We start from the raw sequence: 23,279 nt of genomic DNA, 5'->3' as shown, positions 1-23,279 counted from the left end.
CCTCACCGCCCCGCCAGACCGCCCACCCGAAAATCCATCTCCACCGGGAATCCGGCAGCCTCCCATGGCCCCTTTCACCTTATTCAGTGCGACATTCGGTCGTGCCTGTCTCTGTAAGGTGGTATAATATCAAGTTCACAAAAGAATTCGATTGTACAGTTTACTGGGGGCCTACTACAGGTTGGCCAAATAATGCTTCTGGACCATGTACAGTTGCAGCAGGTTTGCGATCAAATCTCCATGGAGATTAATGCGATCGTGTCGATTTTCGCAGAGAGAGGCGAAATAATCTGCTCATCCCAGAGGAGCCGTATCGGCTTTCTTCACACCGGAGTCGCCAAAATATTGACCGGCGAGGTCAATCACTATGAAGCTTCCGCCGAAGACGCAGCCTTGCATCCGGACATATTGGAAGGGGTCGCGCTACCGATCGAAATTGACGGCAAGCGTTTGCTCTGCGTGAGCGTCTGCGCGCCGGTGGAGATTGCCTGCACCTATTGTCGCCTGGTCCAGCACTGGGTTGTCGCACTGCTTCGCGAACAGGCGCTGTTTGAAAGCGAGGCACGTTTTCGCGATGTGGCGGAAAGCGCGGGCGACTGGATCTGGGAAATGGGCGCCGATCTTCGGTTCACCTATCTGTCTCCGCGGTTCTATGAAGCCTTCAGGGTGCAGCCGGAGGCGATCATCGGCAAGACCAGAACCGAGTGGGCCGCAAGCGATACGGACAGCCAGGACTTTCGAGATCACCAGGCCAAGCTTTTAGCCCGGCTTCCGTTTCGCGATTTTTCATACAGGATACGGAACGGCGATGGCGAGATCCGCAATGTGTGCGCCAGCGGAAAGCCGATCTTCGACGCCCAGGGCGAGTTTGCCGGCTATCGCGGCACCGGCTATGATTTCACGGAACAATTGGAGATGGAGAACGCGCTCAGGCGTACCCAGCAATTACTTGCGGATTCCATCGAAACGATCCCCGAGGCATTTGCGCTTTTTGACCGCGAGGATCGCCTCGTGATCTTCAACAGCAAATACCATTCGCTGCTCTTCGGGGATATTGGTGTCGAGATCGCGCCAGGCATGACCTTCGAGACAATTATTCGCAACGGGGCTCAAACAGGAAGAATTCCCGAAGCGGAGGGCCGGAGGGAAGAATGGATCAAGGAACGCCTCGCGCGCCATCGTGAACTGAGCGAGCCGCACATCCAGCAACGCGACGAAGGACGGTGGATCCTGGTGAGCGAGCACAGGACCACTGATGGTGGGACAGTGGCAATCTATTCGGACATCTCCGAAATCAAGCGACGGGAGCTGGAACTGGCGGAAAAATCACGCGACATGGAACGGCTTTCCAACCAGTTCGCCAAGTATCTCTCCCCTCAAATCTACGAATCCATCTTTTCCGGAAGGCAGGAAGTCAAGCTGGCGAGCCGCAGGCGGAAACTCACCGTGTTTTTTTCCGACATCGTCGGCTTTACCGAGATGGCCGACCGTCTCGAGTCGGAGGAAGTAACCCAACTTCTCAATCACTATCTGTCGGAAATGTCCGACATCGCGCTCAAGCATGGAGCGACGATCGACAAATATGTGGGCGACGCGATCGTCATTTTCTTTGGCGATCCGGAAAGCAGGGGCGTGAAACAAGATGCGCTGCAATGCGCGCGCATGGCGACTTCGATGCAAAGGCGCATGGCCGATTTGCGTGAGATGTGGCGAGATACCGGTATCGACTATCCACTGGAATGCAGAATGGGGATCAGCACCGGCTTCTGCACCGTAGGTAACTTCGGTAGCGAGAACCGTATGGAATACACGATTATCGGGAGCGGTGTGAATCTCGCGTCGCGGTTGGAAACGGCAGCCAGACCTGGCGAGATCCTCATCCCCTACGAAACATACGCACTCATAAAGGATGAATTCGACTGCGAGGAGCGCGGGCAGATCGAGGTTCGCGGCATTGGCCATCCGGTGTCTACCTATTCAATCGTTGTCGAGAAGGCACCAAACGATCCGAAGCCTGCACCCCCTGATGCAAACAGTCAGAACTTTGCGCTGTATTTCAATGTCGACCAGATGTCGCCCGAAGAGCGTGCCGCCGCGGATAAGGCACTCAGGCATGCCTTGTCACTCCTTTCAGCCGGCGCGACGGAAGTTTCCTAGATCAGGAGGCAACTCGGCGAATGAAGGCCTCGGGTCGAAACGGGCTCTAACACCCGGCCACCCTCTCAGCTGTTAATCCAGCCGCGCGTGTTGATACTTGACCCGCCGGATCGGGATCGACGATTCCAGCGAGGCCACGCCGGGGAGTTTCGTCAGCCGCCCGGTGAGGAAATGCTCGAATTCCACCAGATCACGCACCGCGACACGCAGGAGGTAATCGAAACTGCCGGTCATGAGCCAGCAATCGACAATCTCCGGACACCGCCGGACTTCCCGCTCGAAGGCGACCAGCCGGTCGTCAATCTGACGATCGAGCCGAACCGAGATGAAGACGTTGAAGGCAAAACCCAGTTTCGCCTCGTCGATCCGCGCGCTGTATCCGGTGATGTAGCCATTCGCCTCGAGCTTGCGTATCCGGCGTGCGCACGGGGACGGAGACAGCCCGATCCGTTCGCTCAGGTCCTGGTGGGTCAGGCGCGCATCAAGCTGAAGCTCGCGAAGAATCCTGAGGTCGATTTCATCCAGATTTTCATCCATTCAAGCTGATTTCCATCAACAAAAGTTGTCCCCGCGCGAGATATCAGCGCAAAATCGGCGATACCGCAAGCAAAACGGCGAAAATCCGCGTCCAATCCGGTGTATTCTGCGGCGATCAGGAGAACGCCATGACCACCAGCACACATCATCTCAAGACACTCGAACAACGCCTGCTTTGGCTGTCGCACTGGATGATCCATAATGCCAACCACCTGCGCCCCAAAGAGGATGCGATCAAGGTGGGCGGACACCAGGCCTCTTCCGCCTCGATGGTGTCGATCATGACCGCGCTCTATTTTTCCGCGCTGCGCCCCGAGGACCGGGTTGCGGTCAAGCCGCACGCCTCCCCCGTCTTCCACGCGATCCAGTATCTCATGGGCAACCAGACCCGCGAACGGATGGAGAATTTCCGCGGATACGGAGGCGTTCAAAGCTATCCGAGCCGGACCAAGGACATCGATGACGTGGATTTTTCGACCGGTTCGGTCGGGCTCGGCGTCGCCATCACCTCGTTCGCGTCACTCATTCAGGATTACATCACGGCCAAACCGTGGGGCAGCGACGCGCCGGCGGGGCGGATGGTGGCGCTTGTGGGCGACGCGGAACTGGACGAAGGCAATGTCTACGAGGCTTTGCAGGAAGGCTGGAAGAACGACCTGCGCAATTGCTGGTGGATCATCGACTATAACCGCCAATCCCTGGACGGGATCGTGCGCGAGGGGCTTTTCGAACGGGTCGAGAAGATCTTCGACGCCTTCGGCTGGGACGTGGTGCGCGTCAAACACGGCGCCCTGCAGCGGGCCGCCTTCAAGGAACCGGGCGGCGAGCGCCTGCGCGACTGGATCGATCGCTGCCCCAATGCGGAATATTCGGCGCTGACCTACATGGGCGGCGCGGTCTGGCGCAAGCGGCTGCTGGACGACATGGGCGATCAGGGCGACGTGACCGCGCTGATCGAGCGGCGCTCGGACGAGGAACTTGCCGATCTGATGGAAAATCTCGGCGGCAATTGCGTGGCGACGATGGCCGAGGCATTCGCGCGCATCGATCATGATCGCCCGACCTGCTTTCTGGCCTACACGATCAAGGGCTGGGGCACGCCCATTGCCGGCCACAAGGACAATCACGGCGGCCTGATGACAAAGGCCCAGATGGCCGAATGGCAGGCGCATATGGGGGTGCCGGAGGGACAGGAATGGGACCCCTTCGCCGGGGTCGAGGATCGAGCCGCATTGCAAAGCTTCCTCTCGTGCGCTCCATTCTTCGCCCGCTATCCCCGGCGGTTCAGGGACGCGCGGATCGATGTGCCCCGGATCGGGTTCAGCAGCGACCGGGAAATCTCGACGCAGACGGCCTTCGGCAAGATTTTGGACGACCTGGCCAAAGGCGGCAGCGATCTGGCGGCGCGCATCGTCACCACCTCGCCCGACGTGACCGGCACGACAAGCCTCGGGCCGTGGGTCAACAGACGCAAGCTGTTCGCCCGGCACGAGCTGGCCGATGCTTTCATCGAGCACCGCATTCCCTCGACCGCGAAATGGGAGTTTTCCCCCACCGGCCAGCATATCGAGCTCGGCATCGCCGAGATGAACCTGTTCCTGCTCCTGGGTGCGGCGGGCCTGTCGCACAGCCTGTGGGGCAAGCGCCTGATCCCGATCGGAACGGTCTATGACCCGTTCGTGCATCGCGGTCTCGATGCGCTGAATTATGCCTGCTACCAGGATGCCCGGTTCATGATCGTGGGAACGCCGTCCGGCGTCACGCTTGCCCCCGAGGGCGGCGCGCATCAATCCATCGGCACGCCCTTGACCGGAATGGCGCAAGACGGGCTCGCAGCATTCGAGCCGGCCTTCTCCGACGAGCTTGCCGTTATCATGGAGTGGGCCTTCGACTACATGCAGCGCGACGGCGAAGGCGACCCGGACGAGCGCACATGGTTGAGGGACGAAACCGGCGGTTCGGTTTATTTGCGGCTGACCACGAAACCATTGGAGCAGCCCGTCAAGCGCGTCGATGATGCCTTCAGGCAAGGTGCCATCGACGGAGCCTACTGGCTCAGAAAGCCGGGGCCGAATTGCAGCGTTGTGATCGCGTACCAGGGGGCCGTCGCCGATGAGGCCATCGCCGCGGCGGGCATGGTCGGCGAACACCGGCGGGACATCGGCGTTCTTGCCGTGACCTCGGCGGACAGGCTGAACGCCGGATGGACCGCCGCGCAACGTGAACGGGCGCGCGGCAACGGCGAGGCGCGCAGCCATATCGAGCGCCTCTTCGCGGACCTTCCGCCGGGCTGCAGCCTCGTGACCGTTCTGGACGGCCACCCCGCAACGCTCGCCTGGCTCGGCTCGGTCGCGGGCCATAGAACGATCGCCCATGGCGTGGAGCATTTCGGCCAGACAGGATCGATAGGAGACCTCTACCGACACTTCCGCATAGACCGAACCGCATTGGTCAAGTCCGTCAGCCGGTTGACAGAGGGACCGCTTATCTAGCGTGGCGACTTTCTCGACGCGGCCATGTTTTTTTTGCAGCCTCAGCCAGTCCGGCTGCCATCTGGTCGAACGCTTCGGCCCGATGCGGTTGTATTTCGACCTGCCGGCCGACGGCTGCGGCCTGACCATGGTCATACGCAAGTGGACGGTCTTTTCCCTACCGCTGCCGCTCGCCCTCGCCCCGAAAAGCACCGCCTGGGAATGGGCGGAGGGTGAGGATTTCTGTTTCGACGTTCCGTTTGACCTGCCGGGTCGTGCGTTATCGCGGCAGGTTGCGGGTGGTGTGAGTGTGCCGTTGGGGGGGGAAGTGGTCATTTCGTGCGGGGTGAACAAATGACTGAAATGGGGCCGTAAGGGGGCTGGCTGGTTCCGGGAGCTGACCGTCGAAAACGGTTGTTCCCAATTCCTGGGCGAACCTTCGCTTCCGGCTTTGCCCGCTTTCATGGCCAGTTCAGGTCGGGGCTGAAAAAGAGAGAGGGTAACACAAGCGACCTGGAGTGGAACTGCGGGCAGCGCTACGCCACTGCAAAGCAGCCATCGACACATTGCGCGGAAGCACGGCTATTTTCCCGAAAGGGCAAGATGGGTGCGCCGGTAGTATCCCGGCGTGAGCCCGGTCAGCCGCTTGAACGCCCGCGTCAGGTGGGCCTGGTCGGCGAAGCCCGTCGCGTAGGTGACGTCGGCGATCGCCTCGCCGCGCGACAGCATGGCCTGCGCGGTGCGCAGCCGGCACTGCAGGTGCCAGGCGTGCGGCGACAGCCCCTCGTGGCGAGTGAAGCTGCGTACCAAGCGGAAGCGGTCGATCCCCGCCGCGGCTTCGAGATCGGCCAGCCCGACATTGCGATCCAGCCGCGCGGCGAGATACTCCTTGCAGAGAGCGACGACGCGCCGCTCGGTCCCGGTCGGGACCTCGGGCGGGGCCTCGCTCGTATGGGCGGCCAGGAAGCGGGAGAGCACCGCCATCAGCGCCTCTTCCTGCTCCAGGAGCGCCGCCTCGCCGAATAGGGCGAAGACACGCGCCAGAGCCTCGCAGAGCACGCCGTCGCGGATTACCGTATCGCAGAGGAAATGCGTGTTGACCGCCCCCGAGAGCGCGCCGATCAGATCGGTCGGAATGGTGATCGTGCGGTAGCGCCAGCCCCGGTCGTCCTCCGGCTCGCCCGCGTGCACCTCGTTCGGGGGCACCGCGATCAGCACACCGCGCCTGCCCAGATAGGTCTCGCCCCGGTAGCGGATGCGCTGGGTGCCCTCGCTGATCAGCGACAGCATCAGCCCGTCGTGGCTGTGCTTGGGGAAACGGTGGTTGCGGAAGCGGCCGCAGACGATCTCGGCGCCTCCCAGATCGTCGAGACGCAGGCCAATCGGTATGTCGTTGGTCAGCTGCATGGGCCTATTGTGTGGGGGGGCGGGCCACAATCAAGCGGTTTTTGCACTCGGACCGGGTTTATTTTCTCGGGCACGAGAAATGCCAAGAACGTTCAAGAAATGGGTCCGGACATGCGCCATCCTCGAACTCAAACAAACAACTCGGAGCATTCTGATGGACATCGCCGCCCCTCTCGCGACCAGCTACGAAACCCTCTGGCCGGGTGGACAAACGGCTGTGCAGACGTTTCCTTCGGCGGCGCGGCCGGCCCGTCTCGACGGGTTGGTCGTCGCCTTTGTCTGGGACTATGTCTTCCGTGGCGACGAGATTTTTCCGATCCTGCAGGAGGCGTTGGCGGAGGCCTATCCGACGATGACCTTCGTCAACTACGACACCTTTGGCAATACCTTCGGTGGCGACGAACACGGCGTTCTGGAGCGGATGCCGAAGTTGCTGGCGGCGCGTGGCATTGATGTCGCGGTCTCCGGCGTGGGCTGTTGCGGCGCCTGCACGCCGGCGGTGATGCGCGCCAGCGCCGCGATCGAACGCGCCGGTATCCCGACTGCCTCGCTCGTCTGCCAGGGCTTCGTCGGTCAGGCTCACGCGATCTCGCCCGGCCAGGGATGCGCCGCGCTGCCGGTAGCCACCCTGCGCGGTCATGTCGACAGCCTCTCGAAGGAGGAGCTGCGCGCCTCGGTGATCCAGCACACCCTGCCCGAGGTGATCCGCTGTCTTACCGAGACACCGGTAGCGCAGGGCGCGGGCGCCGAAAGCTTCACCGCAACCGAGATCGTTGCGCGCGGCTCGTTCGAGGCGATCAACCATCTCTATGACGCGAAGGGCTGGTCGGACGGGCTGCCGATCGTCCCGCCGACGCGCGCGGCGGTCGCGGACTTCCTCGCCCACACCCCCGACGCGCCGGACAGGCAGATCGGCGTGCTGCAGCCCTCGGGCGCGGCGGTGACCACCTGGAACGTGGCGGTCAACGGCGTCATTGCCGGATGCCGGCCCGAGACCATGCCGATCCTCGTCGCCATCGCCGAAGTTCTCTGCGATCCCGCATATGGGGTCGAGCACAGCGGCGACACCACTGGCGGCGACGCGCTGATCATCCTCAACGGTCCGATCCTACGTGAGCTGGGGTTCAACTGCGAGAACGGCGCGATGCGGGATGGTGCCCGCGCCAACAACACGGTCGGGCGCTTCCTGCGGCTTCTTCTGCGCAACGTCGGCGGTCTGCGCCCCGGCGCCGGCGACAAATGCACATTTGGCCACCCGACCCGGATCGCACTGACCGAGCACGAGGTGGAACTGGCGAAACTCGGCTGGCCGACCTTCGCCGAACAGCGCGGGTTCGCCGCGGGCAGCAACCTTGTCACCGTCGGACGCTTCACCGGCGATACGGTGGTGGGCTCAGTCTACGGCCGCAATCCGGAGGGGATCGCCCGTTACCTTGCCGACGGGCTGATCCGCCAGTCGGGGTGGGAGTTGATCTTCACCGTGGGCCTCGCGGCGGGCACCCACCGGCCCCTGGTGGTGATCAGCCCGATGATCGCGAAGACGCTGGCCAAGGCCGGCGTCGGCCGCGCCGGGCTGCAGGAGCTGTTGTTCAAATACGCGAGGATGCCCGCGAGGAAGATGGAGGAATTCATCGGCGCCTTCACCAATCTGGTGCCCGGCCGCCGGACGTTGAATGCGCTCCATGCCGAAGGGCTGGCCTCGGCCCAGTACGCGCTGTCGGAGGATCCTGAGCGGCTGGTGCCGATCGTTGAAAGCCCCGATCAGATCCTGCTGGTCGTCTCTGGCGATCCCTTCCGGTCGAACGCGATCGTATTCGGCAGCAACGGTCTACACGGGTTTCCGACCAGCCGCGAGGTTCGGCGCACAGCCGCCGCCGAATGACAACAGCGGCCTAAGCGGCTGCACGCTCTGACAGGGGGATATATGCTCGATCACATCGGACAAATTCCGGCGAATGCCGCCCAGCGGTTCGCCAACAGGGAAGCGCTCATTGCAGGCGGCAGAAGGTTTACCTTCGCCGAACTCAATGGCTTGATCGAGGCCGTCGCAGGCGGGCTGAGTCGGCTCGGGCTAGGCCAGGGCGACATCGTCACGCTCTACGCCGCCAATTCCTGGGAATGGATCGTGAGCTATTTCGCCGTCGCGCGGCTTGGCGCGGTGATTAATCCCGTGAACACGATGCTGACCCCCGCCGAGGTCGAATATGTCGTGAAGGATTGCGGGGCGAAGGCGATCATCGCCTCGCCCGACAAGATCGCCGGAATCTTGGGAGTGACCGAAGTCTCTTCGGTGCAATCCATCATCGCCATCGGCGACGCGCCGGTCGCCGGCGCCATCTCGTTCGACGGGTTGATCGCGGCCCGCCATCCGGCCCCGCCTCCGCCCGATGTCGCAGCCGACAGCCTCGGCTCCATCGCCTATACCTCGGGCACGACCGGGCAGCCGAAGGGCGCGATGCAGTCGCACCGAGCGGTGATCCTGAACGGTGCAATGACCAGCCAGATGCACATGCGCGGCGCGGACGACATCGTGGTCAGCGCCCTGCCGTGCCCGCATGTCTATGCCAACGTGTTAATGACCGGGATGATGATGTGCGGCACCAAGCTTGTCTTGCACGAACGCTTCGACTCGGCCGCGGTGCTGGCCGATATCGAACGCCACAGCGCCACCATCTTTGACGGTGTGCCGGCGATGTACATGTATATCCTCAACAACCCGGACCTGAAGCAGAGCGACCTTTCCAGCCTCCGCCGCTGTTACGTTGGCGGCCAGACCATGCCGGTCACCGTCATGGAAGCGGTCGAGGCCGCCTTCGGCGCCCCGCTGATCGAACTCTGGGGAATGACCGAAATCGCGGGACTTGGCGCGACGCATCCGCTCCTGGGCCGCAACAAGCACGGCTCGATCGGCTGCGCGATGCCCTATTGCGAGCTGCGCATCGCCGACGCCGAGAACGCCGGGCGAACGATGCCACGCGGCGAGGTGGGCGAATTGATGGTGCGCGGCCCGATCGTGATGATGGGTTATTTCGGCGACCCCGAGAAGACGCGCGAGACGCTGGAGCCCGACGGCTGGATGCACACCGGCGATCTGGGCACGATGGATGTGGACAACTGCGTCAATATCGTCGACCGCAAGAAGGACATGATCCTGACTGGCGGCTACAATGTCTATCCTGCCGAAATCGAGCGGGCCCTGGCCGCCCATCCGGCCGTCGCGCTGTCCGCGGTCGGCAAACTGCCCGACGCAGTGAAGGGCGAGATCGCGAAGGCCTATGTCGTGCTCAAGGAAGGCGCTGCCTGCACCGAAGACGAGATCATCGCCTTCTGCCGCGAGACGCTGGCCGCCTACAAATGCCCGCGCACGGTTCAATTTGTGAAGGATGTCCCCAAGACCAGCACCGGAAAGATCATGCGCCGCGAGTTGTATAAGCTAGACCAGGGCTGACGGGACCGGAAAGCGTCGCGCCACGGGAAACGACCACTCATTGACGGTCCTCTTCCACGGCAAGCTGCCGTCAAGCCACGCTGCGCCCGGTTCCAAACCTGCGAATGCGAAGCCCCCACACCTGCCACGCCACAGCCAGCGCCGGTCGCCCCATTTCGCTCGTCGAACCGGGAAAGCTGTCGGTCCGCTCCCAGGATGCCTTGCGTCGACCGCGAACGTCCAACTTGGGGGCGCGAAGCAGCCATTGAACGAATAGGTTTTTGATGTCGGCTTTGGGCCGGTAGCGTCAACGTGATGAGCACGGAGGAATGTCCGCTTTCACCGATCGACGACCGTAAGTCGACCATCTCCTCCCGTGAAGGGTTTCGGATGCCGTCAGGCGTACGAAAGCCCCCGAGGAAAGAACCCACGGTCCACAAGTTGTGGGCTATGGGGATTTCGTTTTGATGCTGATGTCGGCGACGTCGCGTTGTTGCCCGCGAGTTGATCGCGTTGATGCCATCTGGGTCACAAACGATCGTTTCGGACACGTCCCCCCAGGTGGATCCGAGGGATTTACAAACGCGATGGCGTCGATCTCCGCGCCCGACGCAAGCGGGATTGTCTCCGCTGGCGGTGTGCCTTCGGCTGGAGGCTGCGCGATGCCATGCCGGGTCATGGCCGATCCTCCCGGTTCGTCGTGGTCGCGGTGAACGGTGGTCCACGTGGCTGGCGCATGCGCTCGAAGACTTCGATGACGATCATGCGTCCGCCACAGCAGCGGCATGGCGGGCGGAAGTCGGTCGTCTTGTCCGAGGTGACGGCCTCATCCGGCTTGTCGTCCGTGTCCGGGTTGGGCGCAACTGCGACGTTCAGAAGTTTACGTGCAAGGGTGACGTTCGCTCTGCGGGTGCCGCTTGCAAGCAACCCATAGTGGCGGATGCGGTGGAAGCCGCGCGGCAGGACGTGAAGAAGAAAGCGGCGGATGAACTCGTCGACGGCAAGCCTCATGACCTGTTGGCGGTCGCCGTCGTTGCGACGGTAATCCTTGTAGCGGAAGGTGACGTCTGCGCTGTCGAAGCCGATCAACCGGCTGTTGGAGATGGCGACCCGGTGGGTGTAGCGCGAGAGATACGCGAGCACGGCCTCCGGCCCCGCGAACGGCGCCTTGGCATAGACGACCCAGCGCTTCTGACGAACCGGAGCGAGATGCCGCAGGAAAGCGCGGCGGTCGGCGAGTTGGGCGAGCGACCCGAAGCAGGCGAGCCGGCCAGCACCGTGCAGGGCGTTCAACCTGGTCAGGAACAGTCGCCGGAACAACCTGCCCAGCACGCGGACCGGAAGCAGGAAGGCAGGCCGGGACCGAACCCACCGGCTTCCATCGCGTGCAATGCCGCCGCCCGGCACGATCATGTGCACATGGGGATGGTGCGTCATCGCCGATCCCCAGGTATGCAGCACCGCGGTGATGCCGATGCGGGCGCCGAGATGCTTCGGGTCGGCGGCGATCGTCAGCATGGTCTCCGATGCCGCCCGGAACAGGAGATCGTAGACCAGCGCCTTGTTCTGGTAGGCGATGTCGGCGACCTCGGCGGGCAGCGTGAACACGACATGGAAGTATCCGACGGGAAGCAGGTCGGCCTCCCGTTCGGCGAGCCATGTCCTTGCCGCCGCCCCCTGACACTTCGGGCAGTGCCTATTGCGGCAGGAGTTGTAGGCGACGCGCCACTGTCCGCAATCCTCGCAGGCTTCGACATGTCCACCCAGCGCCGATGTCCGGCAGATCTCGATGGCCGACATCACCTTCAACTGCGCAAGGCTCAGATGCCCGGCATGGGCGGCCCGATAGGTTGGCCCGGCGCTGCGGAAGATGTCGGCGACCTCGATCGAGGTCCGCACGGCGTCAGTCTTCGGGCGGCGATCCTTCCATTTTGAACAAGCCAAGCCGGTCGAGCGGACTGGTCACCGAGCGCACGGTGCGTGTCGCGACCTTGGTGTAGAGAGCCGTGTTGTTCAGCTTGGCGTGACCGAGCAGCACCTGGATGATGCGGATATCCACGCCGTCTTCCAGAAGGTGGGTGGCGAAGGAATGACGGAGTGTGTGCAGCCCAACCCGCTTGTCAATATCGGCCTTCCTTGCGGCTTCGACGACGACGCGGTGGAGTTGTCGCGTGCTGAGGGGCCTCAGCGTGTTGATACCCGGAAAGAGCCAGCCGTCCCGCCGCATGACGCCCTGCCGGTATCCGGCCTGCCACCACTGGCGCAGAAGCGTCAGCAGATCTTCTGACAGCATCGCGTTACGCCCGCGCCCACCCTTGCCGCGTTCCACCCGCAGGATCATACGTTTGCTGTCGACGTCGGCGACCTTGAGCGAAGCGACTTCCGAAACGCGCAAGCCCGAACCATAGGCAACAGCCAACGCTGCCTGATGCTTGAGGCAGGTCGTGGCGTCGAGCAGACGGGTTACTTCCTCGCGGCTCAGCACCACCGGCAATTTGCGTGGTTGCGCCAGCCGCACGAGACGGCGGGCAAGGTCCGGACGATCGACCGTGGTGTTGAAGAAGAATCTCAGCGCCGAAACGACACTGTTCATCGTCGGCACCGGGACGCCCTCGCTTTGCTGCCAGAGCTGGAAGCGGCGCAGATCATCCGCGGTCGCCATGTCGGGCGGGCGGCCGAGAAAGCTGGCGAGGCGACCGACATCGCGCAGGTAGTTGCGCTGCGTCTCGTGTCCGAAATGGCGCAGGTTCATGTCGTCGATCAGGCGTTGGCGCAGCGGGCTGATCGCGGGCGTGTTCGAATGGTCATGCATGGTTAGGCTCCTTGTTGAAGAAACCTCCCATGTTCTGTCCGCGGCAAACGTCCTTCAATCCGCCCGCTGTCTACCGTTCAAGCGCCTCACTCGCCGCACGCACCCTCCCGCGAAGCGGGTTCGTTCCACGGCCCCTTATCCGTAAGACCGCAAGGAGTGTCAGCTCCTCGCACTGCGGCTCCAGCAAAAGCACCGCACGCCGCCTTCGGCACTCTGCCAGCTCCCACGTCCTTCAAAATGAGGCTACCAGTCTGACCCCGTGGCCAAGAACGTCGACAGCCCCTCCCCCTTGCATTGCATGCCACGAGATCCGACCCGGATCGATGCCCAATTTAAGCGCCACCATTTTTACGCGATCGCAAAAGGAGTTCGACCCTATGTGCCGCCGCTTCGCGGTCCCTGTCGGACAAAAAAAAGATCGTCAAAAACATCAACCGTGATGGTGGTGACAGATAGGTCGCACGGCTCAAGAGAGCAGACGAAAGAGTGGTACGCTGGCGGATGCAATAGAGATGCATTCAAGCACCTTCGTCGCTGCCGGAGTGGCACCATATCAAACTTCGAAAAATCAGGGACTTGCGTACCGTCTGGCACCATCTGCCCCTACCATGGCGCTGGTTGGCACCAACCGTCATCCAAAGATCCGATGTGCAGACAAAGGCTTATCATTCGAGACTTTGCGAATGGTGCCGGTTCTTTATCTTGCCTTGCCTTGCTAATCGGGTCCCTATCGTCAAGTCCCTGTTGTCATTTTCGTCGCATTTCGGTCCTCCGATCCGTCTTGCCGGGCGCATGTTCATGGCCGCCTGCCGCGCTGACAGAAGCTCTCTCCGGCGGGATCCAATGCGTTGCTCCGTGCTCGGCACAGCGGCCGTCACATGCTCTCAATCATGATCCGGAACAGGACAGTCCAAGCGTTTCCAGCGCTCTCATTTCCGAAGGATGGGTGCAGGCAAGATGGCGGACTTTGCCCCGTTCTCGCGGCCCCGCCAAGGGCGCGTTCCGCGCGCGACGGAACTCTAAATTAGCTTCCTTTCATCGCCTGTGTCATGCAGTGCGAGGCATCAGTTTGACCTTCTGTGTGATCGCAGCGCCGCCGCTCCATTTGAACTCGGAGCCGTCGATCCACATGCGGTGCAGAATGGTTGCCAGCTTGCGCGCAACCGCCACGATGGCGCACAACATGGACGTCCGTTTGACGATCCTCAGCCCCCAGGCCTTGAGCGCGGACCAGCGCCGGGAGCGCATCAAAAGCCCGGCGGCTGCCTCGCACAAAGCCCCTCTGACATTGACGTCCCCCTGCTTGCTGATGCGCCCGGCATAGTCGATCGAGGTGCCCGACTGGAAACGGCGCGGGGTCAGCCCGAAGTGGGCGCCAACCGTGCGCGACCGGCTGAACCGGTGCGGATCGTCGACCGCCACCTTGAACATCAGGGCGGCAATCGGACCGACGCCAGGCACGGCCATGAAGCGCCGGCACAGCGGGTCATGCTTGACCACCTGCAGCACGATCCTGTGCAGCTTGGCGTAGCTCTCCATGGTTGCCGCGCGCGCCTCCAGCATGGTGCCGATCATGGTCTCTAGTATGAGGTCGGAGCCCTCCAGAAGCTCGCGCACGCGCGTTTCGAACCGGTTCCGGCTGACCGTTCCGACCCGCAGGCAGAGGTTCTCAGCGCGCCGCGAATGTGGTTTTCCAGGTCGATCAACTTGCGTTTCAACAGCCGCCGATTGGCCAGAAGCGTCTTCAGTTTCTGGTTCTCAACGCACTTCACATGGACCGCCCGGAACCAGCCGAGACGCATCATCTGGCCGATGCCACGGGCATCATTGCGGTCGGTTTTATTGCGCATGGCGCTCAGCGAATGACGCATGTGACGAGCTTCCACAGTGATCATTGGAAGGCCGCGGCTCTGCAATTCCCGGTGCACCCAGACCCCGAGCGACGAAGCTTCCACACCGGCCCGCACGAGGCCGTCAGCATGGTCTGCAAGCGCCGCATACAGAGCATTGGGATCGGTTGCGACAGCAAGCTTTTTCGCTCTCGCGCAGCTCCTATTTGACGTAAAAATTGAGACGGTCCACAGCACCGATACCAATCACAAAAACCCTCCGACAGGCAATATTATTTATCTGGCCAAGCTGATTTCAGAATCTCCACACGCAACTGTCGCGCGGCGGAACGACCGGAAAACGGACGGTATATGAAAGCCCTTAGTAAAGTCGGTCCTGAAGTCGGCCTATAGCCAAGCTGTTCGACAAGGCTTAAGAATGGCGCCGCCGGATGCACTCCTGTGGGGCTCTTAGATATATCGTTTCTACTTGGCGAACAGCTGTCGCGCGGCTCCGCCTGCGCCGTTCCATTGACACGTTTCATCGCGAAATCGATCTTGGCCTGAGCCGTGAGCCTGTCCGACGGAGGCATACTGGGACGGCCAAGACGCAACAAATAGCGACATGAAAACAAATTCGGACACACCTTAACTCAGCCGCTGCGTTGTCTAGAAAACCAGAACCACTTCAAAGGTAGCCCAAAAATCCTGAAAGAGCGAACAATCATAAGCTTGGATAGAGTGGCCAATGAGGACTATTTATCAGCTCGCAGGCCATCCAGAATATCCGCCCACTCTTGCATCAGATTGGTTCGCTGCTCGAAGTAGGTAGCTCGGTTGTATGTCCGCCGGATCTTATTCCGATCCTGATGCGCCAACACCGCCTCGATTACGTCAGGATCGTAACCTCGCTGGTTGAGAATGGTGCTAGCGGTTACCCGGAAGCCGTGTGCGGTCACCTCCTCCTTGGTGTAACCCATACGCCGGAGGGCCGAGTTTAGGGCGTTCTCTGAGAGCGGACGTTTGATGGAACGGATCGACGGGAAGACCAGTGATCCATACTCTGAGAGCGGCCAAATATCCTCGATCACCGCCAGAGCTTGCTTCGAAAGCGGCACATGGTGCGGAACCCTCATTTTCATTCGTTCGGCCGGAATGCGCCACACGGCCTTCTTGAAGTCGATCTCGTCGCGGGTGGCACCCCGCACTTCACCGGGTCGCACACAGGTGAGCGCAAGGAACTGCAAAGCGGCTCTCAGGGTCGGCCAACCATCATATTCATCGATATCACAAAGAAGTTGTCCGAACTTGCGCTCGTCAGTGATGGCGGCTCTACCTTTTGCCTTGGGCGCTTGCAAAGCACCTTGGAGCGCCAAAGTGGGATCAGTATCGGCGCGCAGCGTGACGATGGCCAACCGGAAAACGCTACCGATCACGCCGCGCAAGCGTCTGGCCGTCTCTTTTCTCCCACTCTTCTCGATTTTTTGCAGCAGGTCGAGGATTTCCGCCGATGTGATCTCCTTGATGGGACGCTTGGCGAGCGGACTGGTTAAGCCTTCAAGGAGCCATTTGGTCTTGGCGACGGTAGCTGCGGCCGCGTCGTTCTCTTCCATCCGATTGATGTATTCCTCGGCCAGGAGACCGAAGGTGGTGCGGGCTTCCGTGACGGCCGCGACTTTGTCTGCCTTGCGCTTCTCGGCAGGATTGATGCCCTCAAGCAGGAGCTTTTTGGCATCATCCCGCTTCTGTCTTGCGTCCAGTAGCGACACAAGCGGGTATTTCCCGAAAGAGAGAATGTTCTCCTTCTCCCTGAACCGATAGCGAAGCTGCCAAAGCTTGGAGCCGGTCTTCTGAACCAGAAGATAGAGACCGTCCCCGTCCGAGAGACGGTACGGCTTGTCTTTAGCTTTGGCATTCTTGCAGGCAAAATCAGAGAGGGCCATTGGGTAACGCTCCTCGTGGGTAATGGGTAATACCCAGATCGTTACCCAATTTCAGAGGAGCTGCAAGGGTATGCCATGTGTCGCAATGAGCACCCAACGCCTGCTAAAGCATTGATTTTTAAGAAAGTAGATTGTGCTATGAGAAGCTATGAAAAAGGGAAATGGTGCCCGGAGGCGGATTCGAACCACCGACACGCGGATTTTCAATCCGCTGCTCTACCAACTGAGCTATCCGGGCCTATTGCGCAAAGCGGCGAGGCCGCCCGAGCGCTGAAAGCTCGGGTCTTATAGAGGCTCGACCGGGCCTTGTCCAGCGCCCCGGCAAAGTTTTTCAACAATGGCGAAAGGCTTGTTCCACCTGTCCGCCCCGGGTCGTGGAAGACGCTAATATACCATTATTTTCAGCGCCTTACCGAGGCGCGGCAGAACAACTTACTGTTTCTGGCCGGCAACGATTCCCGTAGCGGCCCAGGTGCTTCCGTCCGTGACGTTGAAATTGCCGATGGCACCGTCGTAATTGGTCGAAGGACCCGACACGATGGAGGTATTGATTTCACCGTTCAAGGCTCCCGATACGGTCCCGTTGAACAGGTTGCCGCTGCTGACCGTCGTCTCGGACAGGGTGGCACTGAAATTCTTGCCGTCGAAGTTCGACACGGAGGCCGAACCGGTGCGGGAGCCGAAATCCATCGACATGCTGAAATTGCCGGCGGCCAGATACTTGGCCGAGCCGTTTGCCACATTGCCGACCGCGTGACCGGCGTAGGTCGCCGATCCGGTTGACGGCAGGCTGGCAGAATTCGTGATGTTGCCGGCAACCCAGGTTCCAAGGTGCACGTAGTCCGTGCGTTCGCCGCCGGAGAAATTCGCGTTCTTGTATTTCGTCTTCGTCCCCCAGTAGCCCCATTCCAGAAACGCACAGGTGCATTCGGTGACCCCGGACATGATGGCATTGTCCGCATCGCCCACCAGCGTGCTCGGAACGAGATAGCTGTTGACGTTGCTGTCGGACACATGCGGCACGGTCGCGTTACCCAGGTCTGCGTTCAGGACCATGTAAGTGTCGGTCGGCGTCTTGGAGTCGCGGGCGGCATAGTTATCGTCGTCGATGAACGCCGAGCGGGAATAACCGGACCCGTCTGCTTCCGTACCGAACTTGACCAGAAAACTCTCCGCATTCGAATCGTGACCCTGTCGGTCGGAGACGGACAATGTCGACAGCAGGCTGTTGTTGCCGGCGTTGAACGACAGCATCATCTGGTCCGGCTTCGAGCTGCTGAAGGCAACCGGGTTGGTATTGTCGGATGATTCAACAATCCCCGCACCGTAGCCGTAGAGCGTTCGCGTGGTGCGGGACAGACTGCTGACCGTATATTCGTTTTGAAGCTGACCCGGGTGAACCGTGTTGCTGATCGTATCGGCCGTAGATGTCCCGCTCGGCAGGTTCAAATATGAATCGCTGTACGCGTCGGCATTTTCCACGTCGCCCGAGAGGAGGAAATTCTGGGCATTGGGACCGAAGAAATGTCCGCCATCGGTGCCGGCCTCGGTCACGACAGATCCGCCATAGCTGGCCGAACTCTGGGTGGTGCCCGTCCGATGGCTGCCGCGTCGGCCGAAGCTGGTTGTGAGCTGACCGTTGTCCTGGAAAATGGAAGCTACCCCCAAGGAAATCATGGACTTCTGGCTCGAGCCGGTTCCTTCGATCCGGAAGGAAGAGGCCAGGAACTTGGCTTTGTCGAGTGTCGTCGAGCTGTCTTCGATCATCAGAAGACCCGTGGACGACACATTGGACATGAAGCTCGCCCCGAGATCCTGCGCCACCAGGGGATTGACGAACAAAGCGTTGGTCGACACCGGCTGGAAACTGCCGTCACCATTGCTCGTTCCAAGCTGGAACATGGTCAGCGGGTCCGAATAAAGCTTGTAGGACCTTACATTGACCGGATCGCTGGCATTGCCGAATGACGAGAAATCCGTACCGACGCCGTAGAGGAGGTAAATCACGTCCTGTCCGCCGTAGTTGAAGGTCGGATTGCTGGTCCCGATCTGCCCTGTCGCCAGGAAATACGCTGCGGCCGCGAATTTCTCCCCCGTTACCAGCACGCCCTGCGCATTCGTTTTGGCATTGCCGTAGGTGGTGCCATCAAGAATGGGTACGGCCGGAACCTTGGAGGACGAGGCGTTTTCGAAGGCGTATCCCTTGTCCGTGGTCGTCTGGGAGAAGAACTTCTGACCATTATTGTTCGGGTCGAAAATATAGACAGGATCATTACCGACCGACCCGACATAGAGGGCCTTCGCATTTCCGCTGATAATCATTCCGGTTTTGAACGTGGTCGACATGTCGGTGCCGGACGGCCCGCCGATCAATCCCTGATTTCCGGGATTGCTGATGACAAGGGAGCTGTTGAAGGACGGGGAATACGTGGTTCCGGCCCGCAGAGCACGCACCTGTTCGGTTTCCGTCCCTGTCGTGACCACATTTTCCGTATTCACCTCGTTTACCTTAACGAGGGTGTCGTCCACATCGGAGAGGTTCGTGCTCAAAACGACATCAGGCTTCGGCCGCGGCAAGGTGTTGATCAAGCCCAGCCCCGAATTGGAATTCACAAAGTCCGAGGAAGAGACGCTGCCGTCGGTCGGCGTGTTGCTCGCGCCACCGTGCTGACCGTTGCGGCTGGTCATGGCGTCCTGCACCTGCCCCAGGTCCGCCTGGGTCGTGCGGCGGATACTGGCAGCCCCAAGCTGATTGACGTTCAGGGTGTATCCGCTTTCGTAGACACGCAGATGCTGGCCATTGGTTCCGATGAAGTTGAGCTCCTTGCCGAAAAGCAGGGAGAAGCTCTGGTTGTTGCCGGAAAGATTGAGGTTTGCGATGCCGCCGCGGATCCCGATCGTCCCGACCGGCGTCTTGACCGTCACCCCGCCCCTGTTCTTGCTAAGCTTGCCGCCGACGAACCGTGCGACGCCCTTGCTGAAGGACGCGACCAGTTTTCCGGTACCTGCATTCGGATCGTAGACGAACTCATCGATGACCAGATCGGAATTGGCACCGACGGTGAACGTCGAACCGTCGCGCAACAACACCTGGACCAGTCCGCCGGGATTGGTTTCGATACGCTCGTTGTAGATCACATTGTCGCCGAGAACCTTGGTACGCCTGTTTCCGCCCGGCGGCGTTCCAAAGGCGGCCTTGTTGACCGCGGCGGCAACCCCCACTTCAACGGCTGATGCGGGCGTTACCGGCACCCACAAGACGAAGACGGCCGAAAGGAGCGCGCCGAAACCGGCGAACCGGTTGCGTCGTGTTGTGGAACTGGAGACTTTTCTCATCGAAACCTCCCGCTTCTCAAAAATTTCTGACCACGTTCACCATGGCGGAGGCGTTGGTGTAGGTGCTCAGATCGTAATTGGAGAACTGACGCCGCAGCTCACCCACCAGGTTAACCGTATATTTTTCCCGCAGGGGCACCGAGAATACACCCCGCACCCAGCCCTCGTAATCATATTCCGATTCCGTCGTGCTGATCAGCGGATCGGGGCTTTCGAAATCCCGGTAGGCGAACCCGGTTTCCATGTCGATTGACCAGGGGTCCGGCAGCGATTTTATCATCGATGCAAACTTGTAGGTCCCGCCCAGGGAAAAGCCCGCTTCCCAGCTTTGATTCCAGTTTTTCTTTGCCTCTTCGAAATCGCCGAATACCTGGGACCGCAGAAGGACAGACCTGGATATCTGATGATGCAGGACAAGCTCGGCCAGAAGAATGTAGCCGCTGCGATCCGATACGGTGGGATAGTCCGCGGTGTCGTTGTACCAGCGCCGCCGGAATTCGGCCTTTCCGTTCAGCCTTGTCCTCGGCGAGATATCGGAGACGAAGCGCGACCCCAGGCCCAGGGCACCCAGATAGCCGTCGTGGTTGAGCCTGACACCGGAAAAAATCCCATAGATACCCGCCCGCGTGTTGTCGATGCTGAACCGTTCCATATTGAACGACGGACCGAGCGTGAGTTCGCCGATGCCTGAATCCAGCCTGACCTGATCGTAATAGCGCGCCCCATAAACCAGCAGGTCGCCCTCCAGAAGGTCCCCCTGGGACCCGAGGTCATAAGCTCCGTGGAAACGGCCGGCGATAAAGGCATTCACGTCGGATCGGCCTGTCGACGTTTCGCTCAGCAGGAACGGCGTACCGTTCAGAATCACCCGTCTTCCGCCAGGGCCGGCATTGGCATTCGACTGATAGCGCACACCCAAGGCGATCGAAGCCGTAAATTTGGCCGGGTCTTCCCGGCTGTCGATGGCTGCCAGGTAGACGCTGACCTTCTGCTCGACTTCCGGCGGCACGTTCGGGGTATTCAATGCCGCTTCGAAATAGTAGCGGGCAGCGTCAAAGGAACCGAGCCGGAAATAAAGAACACCGAGTTCAAGCTCCACCCGCGGCAGGCCGGGAGCGTAAACGAGCATGCGCTCGAAGGTGGAAATCGCGGCTTCATAGTCGCCCAGTTGGGCGGATATCGTGGCGTATTCGAATGCGGTATCCAGATCGTCCGGCCGCTGCAGCATGACCTGCAGGAGCTCCTGCTGGCGCGCCGCGAGCTGTGTCATGGTCCGGGTGTCAGTTGGCGCCTGCGTTTGAGCGAACGCATCTGTCGCGGCCAGGCCGGCGATGAAGAGCAATACCCCGGCGACTGACCTCGCTTTCTGTCGAAACACAGAAAAAAGACGGTTCACACCCAAAGTCGCGCTCCAAAAACCCGAATTCACACGGTCGACTTTCGCCGAAACGTCAAAAAGTTAATAAAAATTACCTATCTCCCGATTCCTACGCATGCAGGGTGGAAATGTCGAGAAATAATTGCCGTCCAGTCATCGATCCGCGCGGTAACACCGCACAAAAACTGGCCAATTTCCGTTCGTAATTCCGCAAAACATGCAAAAGAGGCGCGCCTTTCATCCTGCGCGCCTCTGCGTATTTCCGCCTTCGACCGAGCGGCCTATTCTTCCGTGATACGGCCGTCCGTATAGGGCGTATAGCCGCTGGCCTGACCCAGATACGCCGCGACGACATCTTCCAGACCCGGGCCGAAATCGTAGGCATTCATGCCCGCAGAGGCAAAGATCTTGTAACCGTCACCGCCGCTGCGCATGTAGTTGTTGGACACGACGCCATAGACCTTGTCCGGGTCGATCGGCGTCCACGAGCCGTTTTCCATGACGTCCGCGGAAACGACACGCTCGCCCGCCGGCTTTGATTTCGTCCAGGTGAATTTCAGGCCGGAGACCTGAGGGAAACGCCCCGCCCCTTCCTCCACCTGGCTGACGCCGTTTTCAAGTGCGGCCAGAACGTCTGCACCTTTAAGCTGGAAGGTCGAAATCGTGTTCTGGAACGGCAAAACGGTCAGAACTTCGCCCATGGTGACCTGGCCGGCATCGATGGACGCACGCAGGCCGCCGCCGTTCTGGATCGCGATCTGGATGCCCTGATCCTTGACCCGGTCAAGCATGGCATCGGCAACAAGGTTGCCCATCTGGCACTCTCCCGACCGGCAGCTGTTGCGGTCGCCGTCGATGGCGGCCGTCGCGTCCGCGACGACTTCCTGGCGGATTTCCTCAAGCGGTTCGGCCAGTTCCTTGATGCGCGCCTTCACCTCGGCGTTTTCGGCAATCTTGCCATCGGTGATGATCGGTTCGCCGACCGCCTCGGTGACGACGCCGTTGTCATCGAAGGTCACCTGCAATTCGCCCAGGAACTTGCCGTAGGAAGCCGCCTGGACGATCGCGGTCTTGTGGCCGTCCGGGCTTTCCACCCAGGTCGGATAGGGGCCTTTCGCCTTGTCGGAGATGTTGGAGAGATAGGTGTGGGAATGGCCGCCGACGATGACGTCGATGCCGGACACCTCTGCTGCGATCCTCTGGTCGACGTCATAGCCGGAATGGCTCAGGACGATGATCTTGTTGACGCCTTCTGCCTCCAGTTTCGCGATCTGGGCCTTCACCGCCCCGGCGGGATCGGAAAAGGCGATGTTCTTGCCCGGGCTCGACAGTTCGCCGGTATCTTCCGGCGTCAGGCCGATCAGGCCGATCTTCTCCCCGCCGCGTTCGATGACGGTGGAGGGCATCAGCACGCCGGCGAGCTCCGGCTCCTTCGACACATCCGCATTCGACATGAGCACCGGGAACTTGACTGCGTCCATGAAGCCGCGCAGCACGTCCGGGCCATCGTCGAACTCATGGTTGCCGACCGTCATGGCGTCATAGGCGAGCCGGTTCATCATCTCGGCGGCGACCTTGCCCTTGTAATAGGTATAGAACAGCGACCCCTGGAACTGGTCGCCGCCATCCAGCAGGACGGAGTTGTTGGACGCCGCCCGGCGCTCATTGATCAGCGTATCGAGGCGGGCGTAACCGCCGAAGCACTTGCCCTCGGCGTTGTCTTCCTCCTTGCAGCCGGAATCATACTTGTTGATCGGCTCGACCCGGCTGTGAAAATCGTTCGTATGCAGGATGGTCAGGGAATAGTCGGCCCGGGCCGCACCGGAGAGTGCGGTGGTCATGGCCAGCGCTGCAGTGCCAATTAGAAACTTGTTCATATGTGCCTCGCCTCTGGATGTGGGACGTTTGCCGGCTGCCGGCAACCCAGGCATTCGCCTTCCCTCCGGCCCGGTTTTGCGGTGGATTCACGTCGGCACGGCGAT

Annotated in this window: 15 protein-coding genes and 1 tRNA gene; 5 read left to right on the top strand and 11 right to left on the bottom strand. The window is 60.9% G+C overall.

Annotated elements, in window-relative coordinates:
- The first annotated feature begins 192 nt into the window (after positions 1-192).
- The gene (locus tag HK439_RS24075) at positions 193-2,157 is read left to right on the top strand and encodes an adenylate/guanylate cyclase domain-containing protein (RefSeq protein WP_190294039.1); all 1,965 of its coding nucleotides are present in this window, start codon (positions 193-195) and stop codon (positions 2,155-2,157) included.
- Between the two features lie 72 nt (positions 2,158-2,229).
- Here the strand turns inward: HK439_RS24075 and HK439_RS24070 are convergent, their stop codons facing one another.
- The gene (locus HK439_RS24070) at positions 2,230-2,694 is read right to left on the bottom strand and encodes an Lrp/AsnC family transcriptional regulator (RefSeq protein ID WP_190294038.1); all 465 of its coding nucleotides are present in this window, start codon (positions 2,692-2,694) and stop codon (positions 2,230-2,232) included.
- A 128-nt stretch (positions 2,695-2,822) separates the two neighbouring features.
- Between HK439_RS24070 and HK439_RS24065 the strand changes: the two genes are divergently transcribed.
- Positions 2,823-5,186: a 1-deoxy-D-xylulose-5-phosphate synthase N-terminal domain-containing protein gene (locus HK439_RS24065; protein ID WP_190294037.1), complete on the top strand. Its 2,364-nt coding sequence runs from the start codon at positions 2,823-2,825 to the stop codon at positions 5,184-5,186.
- 1 nt (position 5,187) lies between these two features.
- Positions 5,188-5,523 (top strand): DUF4166 domain-containing protein, encoded by a 336-nt coding sequence (locus HK439_RS24060; RefSeq protein WP_190294036.1) that lies wholly within the window; start codon positions 5,188-5,190, stop codon positions 5,521-5,523.
- A 224-nt stretch (positions 5,524-5,747) separates the two neighbouring features.
- Here the strand turns inward: HK439_RS24060 and HK439_RS24055 are convergent, their stop codons facing one another.
- On the bottom strand, positions 5,748-6,572 hold the full coding sequence (locus tag HK439_RS24055) for a helix-turn-helix domain-containing protein (RefSeq protein ID WP_190294035.1): 825 nt from the start codon (positions 6,570-6,572) through the stop codon (positions 5,748-5,750).
- A gap of 154 nt (positions 6,573-6,726) precedes the next feature.
- Here HK439_RS24055 and HK439_RS24050 point away from each other — a divergent pair, with 154 nt between their 5' ends.
- Positions 6,727-8,454: a hypothetical protein gene (locus HK439_RS24050; RefSeq protein WP_190294034.1), complete on the top strand. Its 1,728-nt coding sequence runs from the start codon at positions 6,727-6,729 to the stop codon at positions 8,452-8,454.
- Positions 8,455-8,496: 42 nt separating this feature from the next.
- Positions 8,497-10,020: a class I adenylate-forming enzyme family protein gene (locus HK439_RS24045; protein WP_190294033.1), complete on the top strand. Its 1,524-nt coding sequence runs from the start codon at positions 8,497-8,499 to the stop codon at positions 10,018-10,020.
- Between the two features lie 654 nt (positions 10,021-10,674).
- Here the strand turns inward: HK439_RS24045 and HK439_RS24040 are convergent.
- From HK439_RS24040 to HK439_RS24000, 9 genes are all read right to left on the bottom strand, one after another.
- Positions 10,675-11,898, bottom strand: coding sequence for an IS91 family transposase (locus tag HK439_RS24040; RefSeq protein WP_190294041.1), 1,224 nt, complete (start codon positions 11,896-11,898; stop codon positions 10,675-10,677).
- A 4-nt stretch (positions 11,899-11,902) separates the two neighbouring features.
- Positions 11,903-12,811: a tyrosine-type recombinase/integrase gene (locus HK439_RS24035; RefSeq protein ID WP_190294032.1), complete on the bottom strand. Its 909-nt coding sequence runs from the start codon at positions 12,809-12,811 to the stop codon at positions 11,903-11,905.
- Between the two features lie 1,047 nt (positions 12,812-13,858).
- A complete protein-coding gene (locus HK439_RS24030) occupies positions 13,859-14,428 on the bottom strand; it encodes a transposase (RefSeq protein WP_190294031.1) in 570 nt (189 codons plus the stop codon).
- On the bottom strand, positions 14,392-14,898 hold the full coding sequence (locus tag HK439_RS24025; protein WP_328804236.1) for an IS110 family transposase: 507 nt from the start codon (positions 14,896-14,898) through the stop codon (positions 14,392-14,394). The genes HK439_RS24030 and HK439_RS24025 overlap by 37 nt, the downstream gene beginning before the upstream one ends.
- Positions 14,899-15,395: 497 nt before the next feature.
- Entirely contained in the window at positions 15,396-16,583 is a 1,188-nt protein-coding gene (locus HK439_RS24020; RefSeq protein WP_190294029.1) for a tyrosine-type recombinase/integrase, read from the bottom strand.
- Positions 16,584-16,745: 162 nt separating this feature from the next.
- A tRNA-Phe gene (locus tag HK439_RS24015) sits at positions 16,746-16,821 on the bottom strand.
- Between the two features lie 194 nt (positions 16,822-17,015).
- Positions 17,016-19,919, bottom strand: coding sequence for a FecR domain-containing protein (locus HK439_RS24010; RefSeq protein ID WP_190294028.1), 2,904 nt, complete (start codon positions 19,917-19,919; stop codon positions 17,016-17,018).
- A gap of 16 nt (positions 19,920-19,935) precedes the next feature.
- Positions 19,936-21,189, bottom strand: a complete 1,254-nt coding sequence (locus tag HK439_RS24005) for a tetratricopeptide repeat protein (RefSeq protein WP_190294027.1) — start codon at positions 21,187-21,189, stop codon at positions 19,936-19,938.
- A 389-nt stretch (positions 21,190-21,578) separates the two neighbouring features.
- Positions 21,579-23,174, bottom strand: coding sequence for a bifunctional metallophosphatase/5'-nucleotidase (locus tag HK439_RS24000; protein WP_190294026.1), 1,596 nt, complete (start codon positions 23,172-23,174; stop codon positions 21,579-21,581).
- Between the last annotated feature and the right edge of the window lie 105 nt (positions 23,175-23,279).

It is taken from the genome of Roseibium aggregatum, assembly GCF_014692675.1.
Classification (GTDB): Bacteria; Pseudomonadota; Alphaproteobacteria; order Rhizobiales; family Stappiaceae; genus Roseibium; species Roseibium aggregatum_C.
Note: the sequence above shows the minus strand (reverse complement) of the source record. Positions and strands in the feature narration are given on the sequence as shown.

What these genes read in the sequence shown, in the direction of transcription:
- HK439_RS24070 (WP_190294038.1), bottom strand. Translation starts at nt 2,694, where the DNA reads ATGGATGAAAATCTGGATGAAATCGACCTCAGGATTCTTCGCGAGCTT.
- HK439_RS24010 (WP_190294028.1), bottom strand. Translation starts at nt 19,919, where the DNA reads ATGAGAAAAGTCTCCAGTTCCACAACACGACGCAACCGGTTCGCCGGT.
- HK439_RS24055 (WP_190294035.1), bottom strand. Translation starts at nt 6,572, where the DNA reads ATGCAGCTGACCAACGACATACCGATTGGCCTGCGTCTCGACGATCTG.
- HK439_RS24035 (WP_190294032.1), bottom strand. Translation starts at nt 12,811, where the DNA reads ATGCATGACCATTCGAACACGCCCGCGATCAGCCCGCTGCGCCAACGC.
- HK439_RS24045 (WP_190294033.1), top strand. Translation starts at nt 8,497, where the DNA reads ATGCTCGATCACATCGGACAAATTCCGGCGAATGCCGCCCAGCGGTTC.
- HK439_RS24020 (WP_190294029.1), bottom strand. Translation starts at nt 16,583, where the DNA reads ATGGCCCTCTCTGATTTTGCCTGCAAGAATGCCAAAGCTAAAGACAAG.
- HK439_RS24005 (WP_190294027.1), bottom strand. Translation starts at nt 21,189, where the DNA reads ATGACACAGCTCGCGGCGCGCCAGCAGGAGCTCCTGCAGGTCATGCTG.
- HK439_RS24065 (WP_190294037.1), top strand. Translation starts at nt 2,823, where the DNA reads ATGACCACCAGCACACATCATCTCAAGACACTCGAACAACGCCTGCTT.
- HK439_RS24075 (WP_190294039.1), top strand. Translation starts at nt 193, where the DNA reads ATGCTTCTGGACCATGTACAGTTGCAGCAGGTTTGCGATCAAATCTCC.
- HK439_RS24050 (WP_190294034.1), top strand. Translation starts at nt 6,727, where the DNA reads ATGGACATCGCCGCCCCTCTCGCGACCAGCTACGAAACCCTCTGGCCG.
- HK439_RS24000 (WP_190294026.1), bottom strand. Translation starts at nt 23,174, where the DNA reads ATGAACAAGTTTCTAATTGGCACTGCAGCGCTGGCCATGACCACCGCA.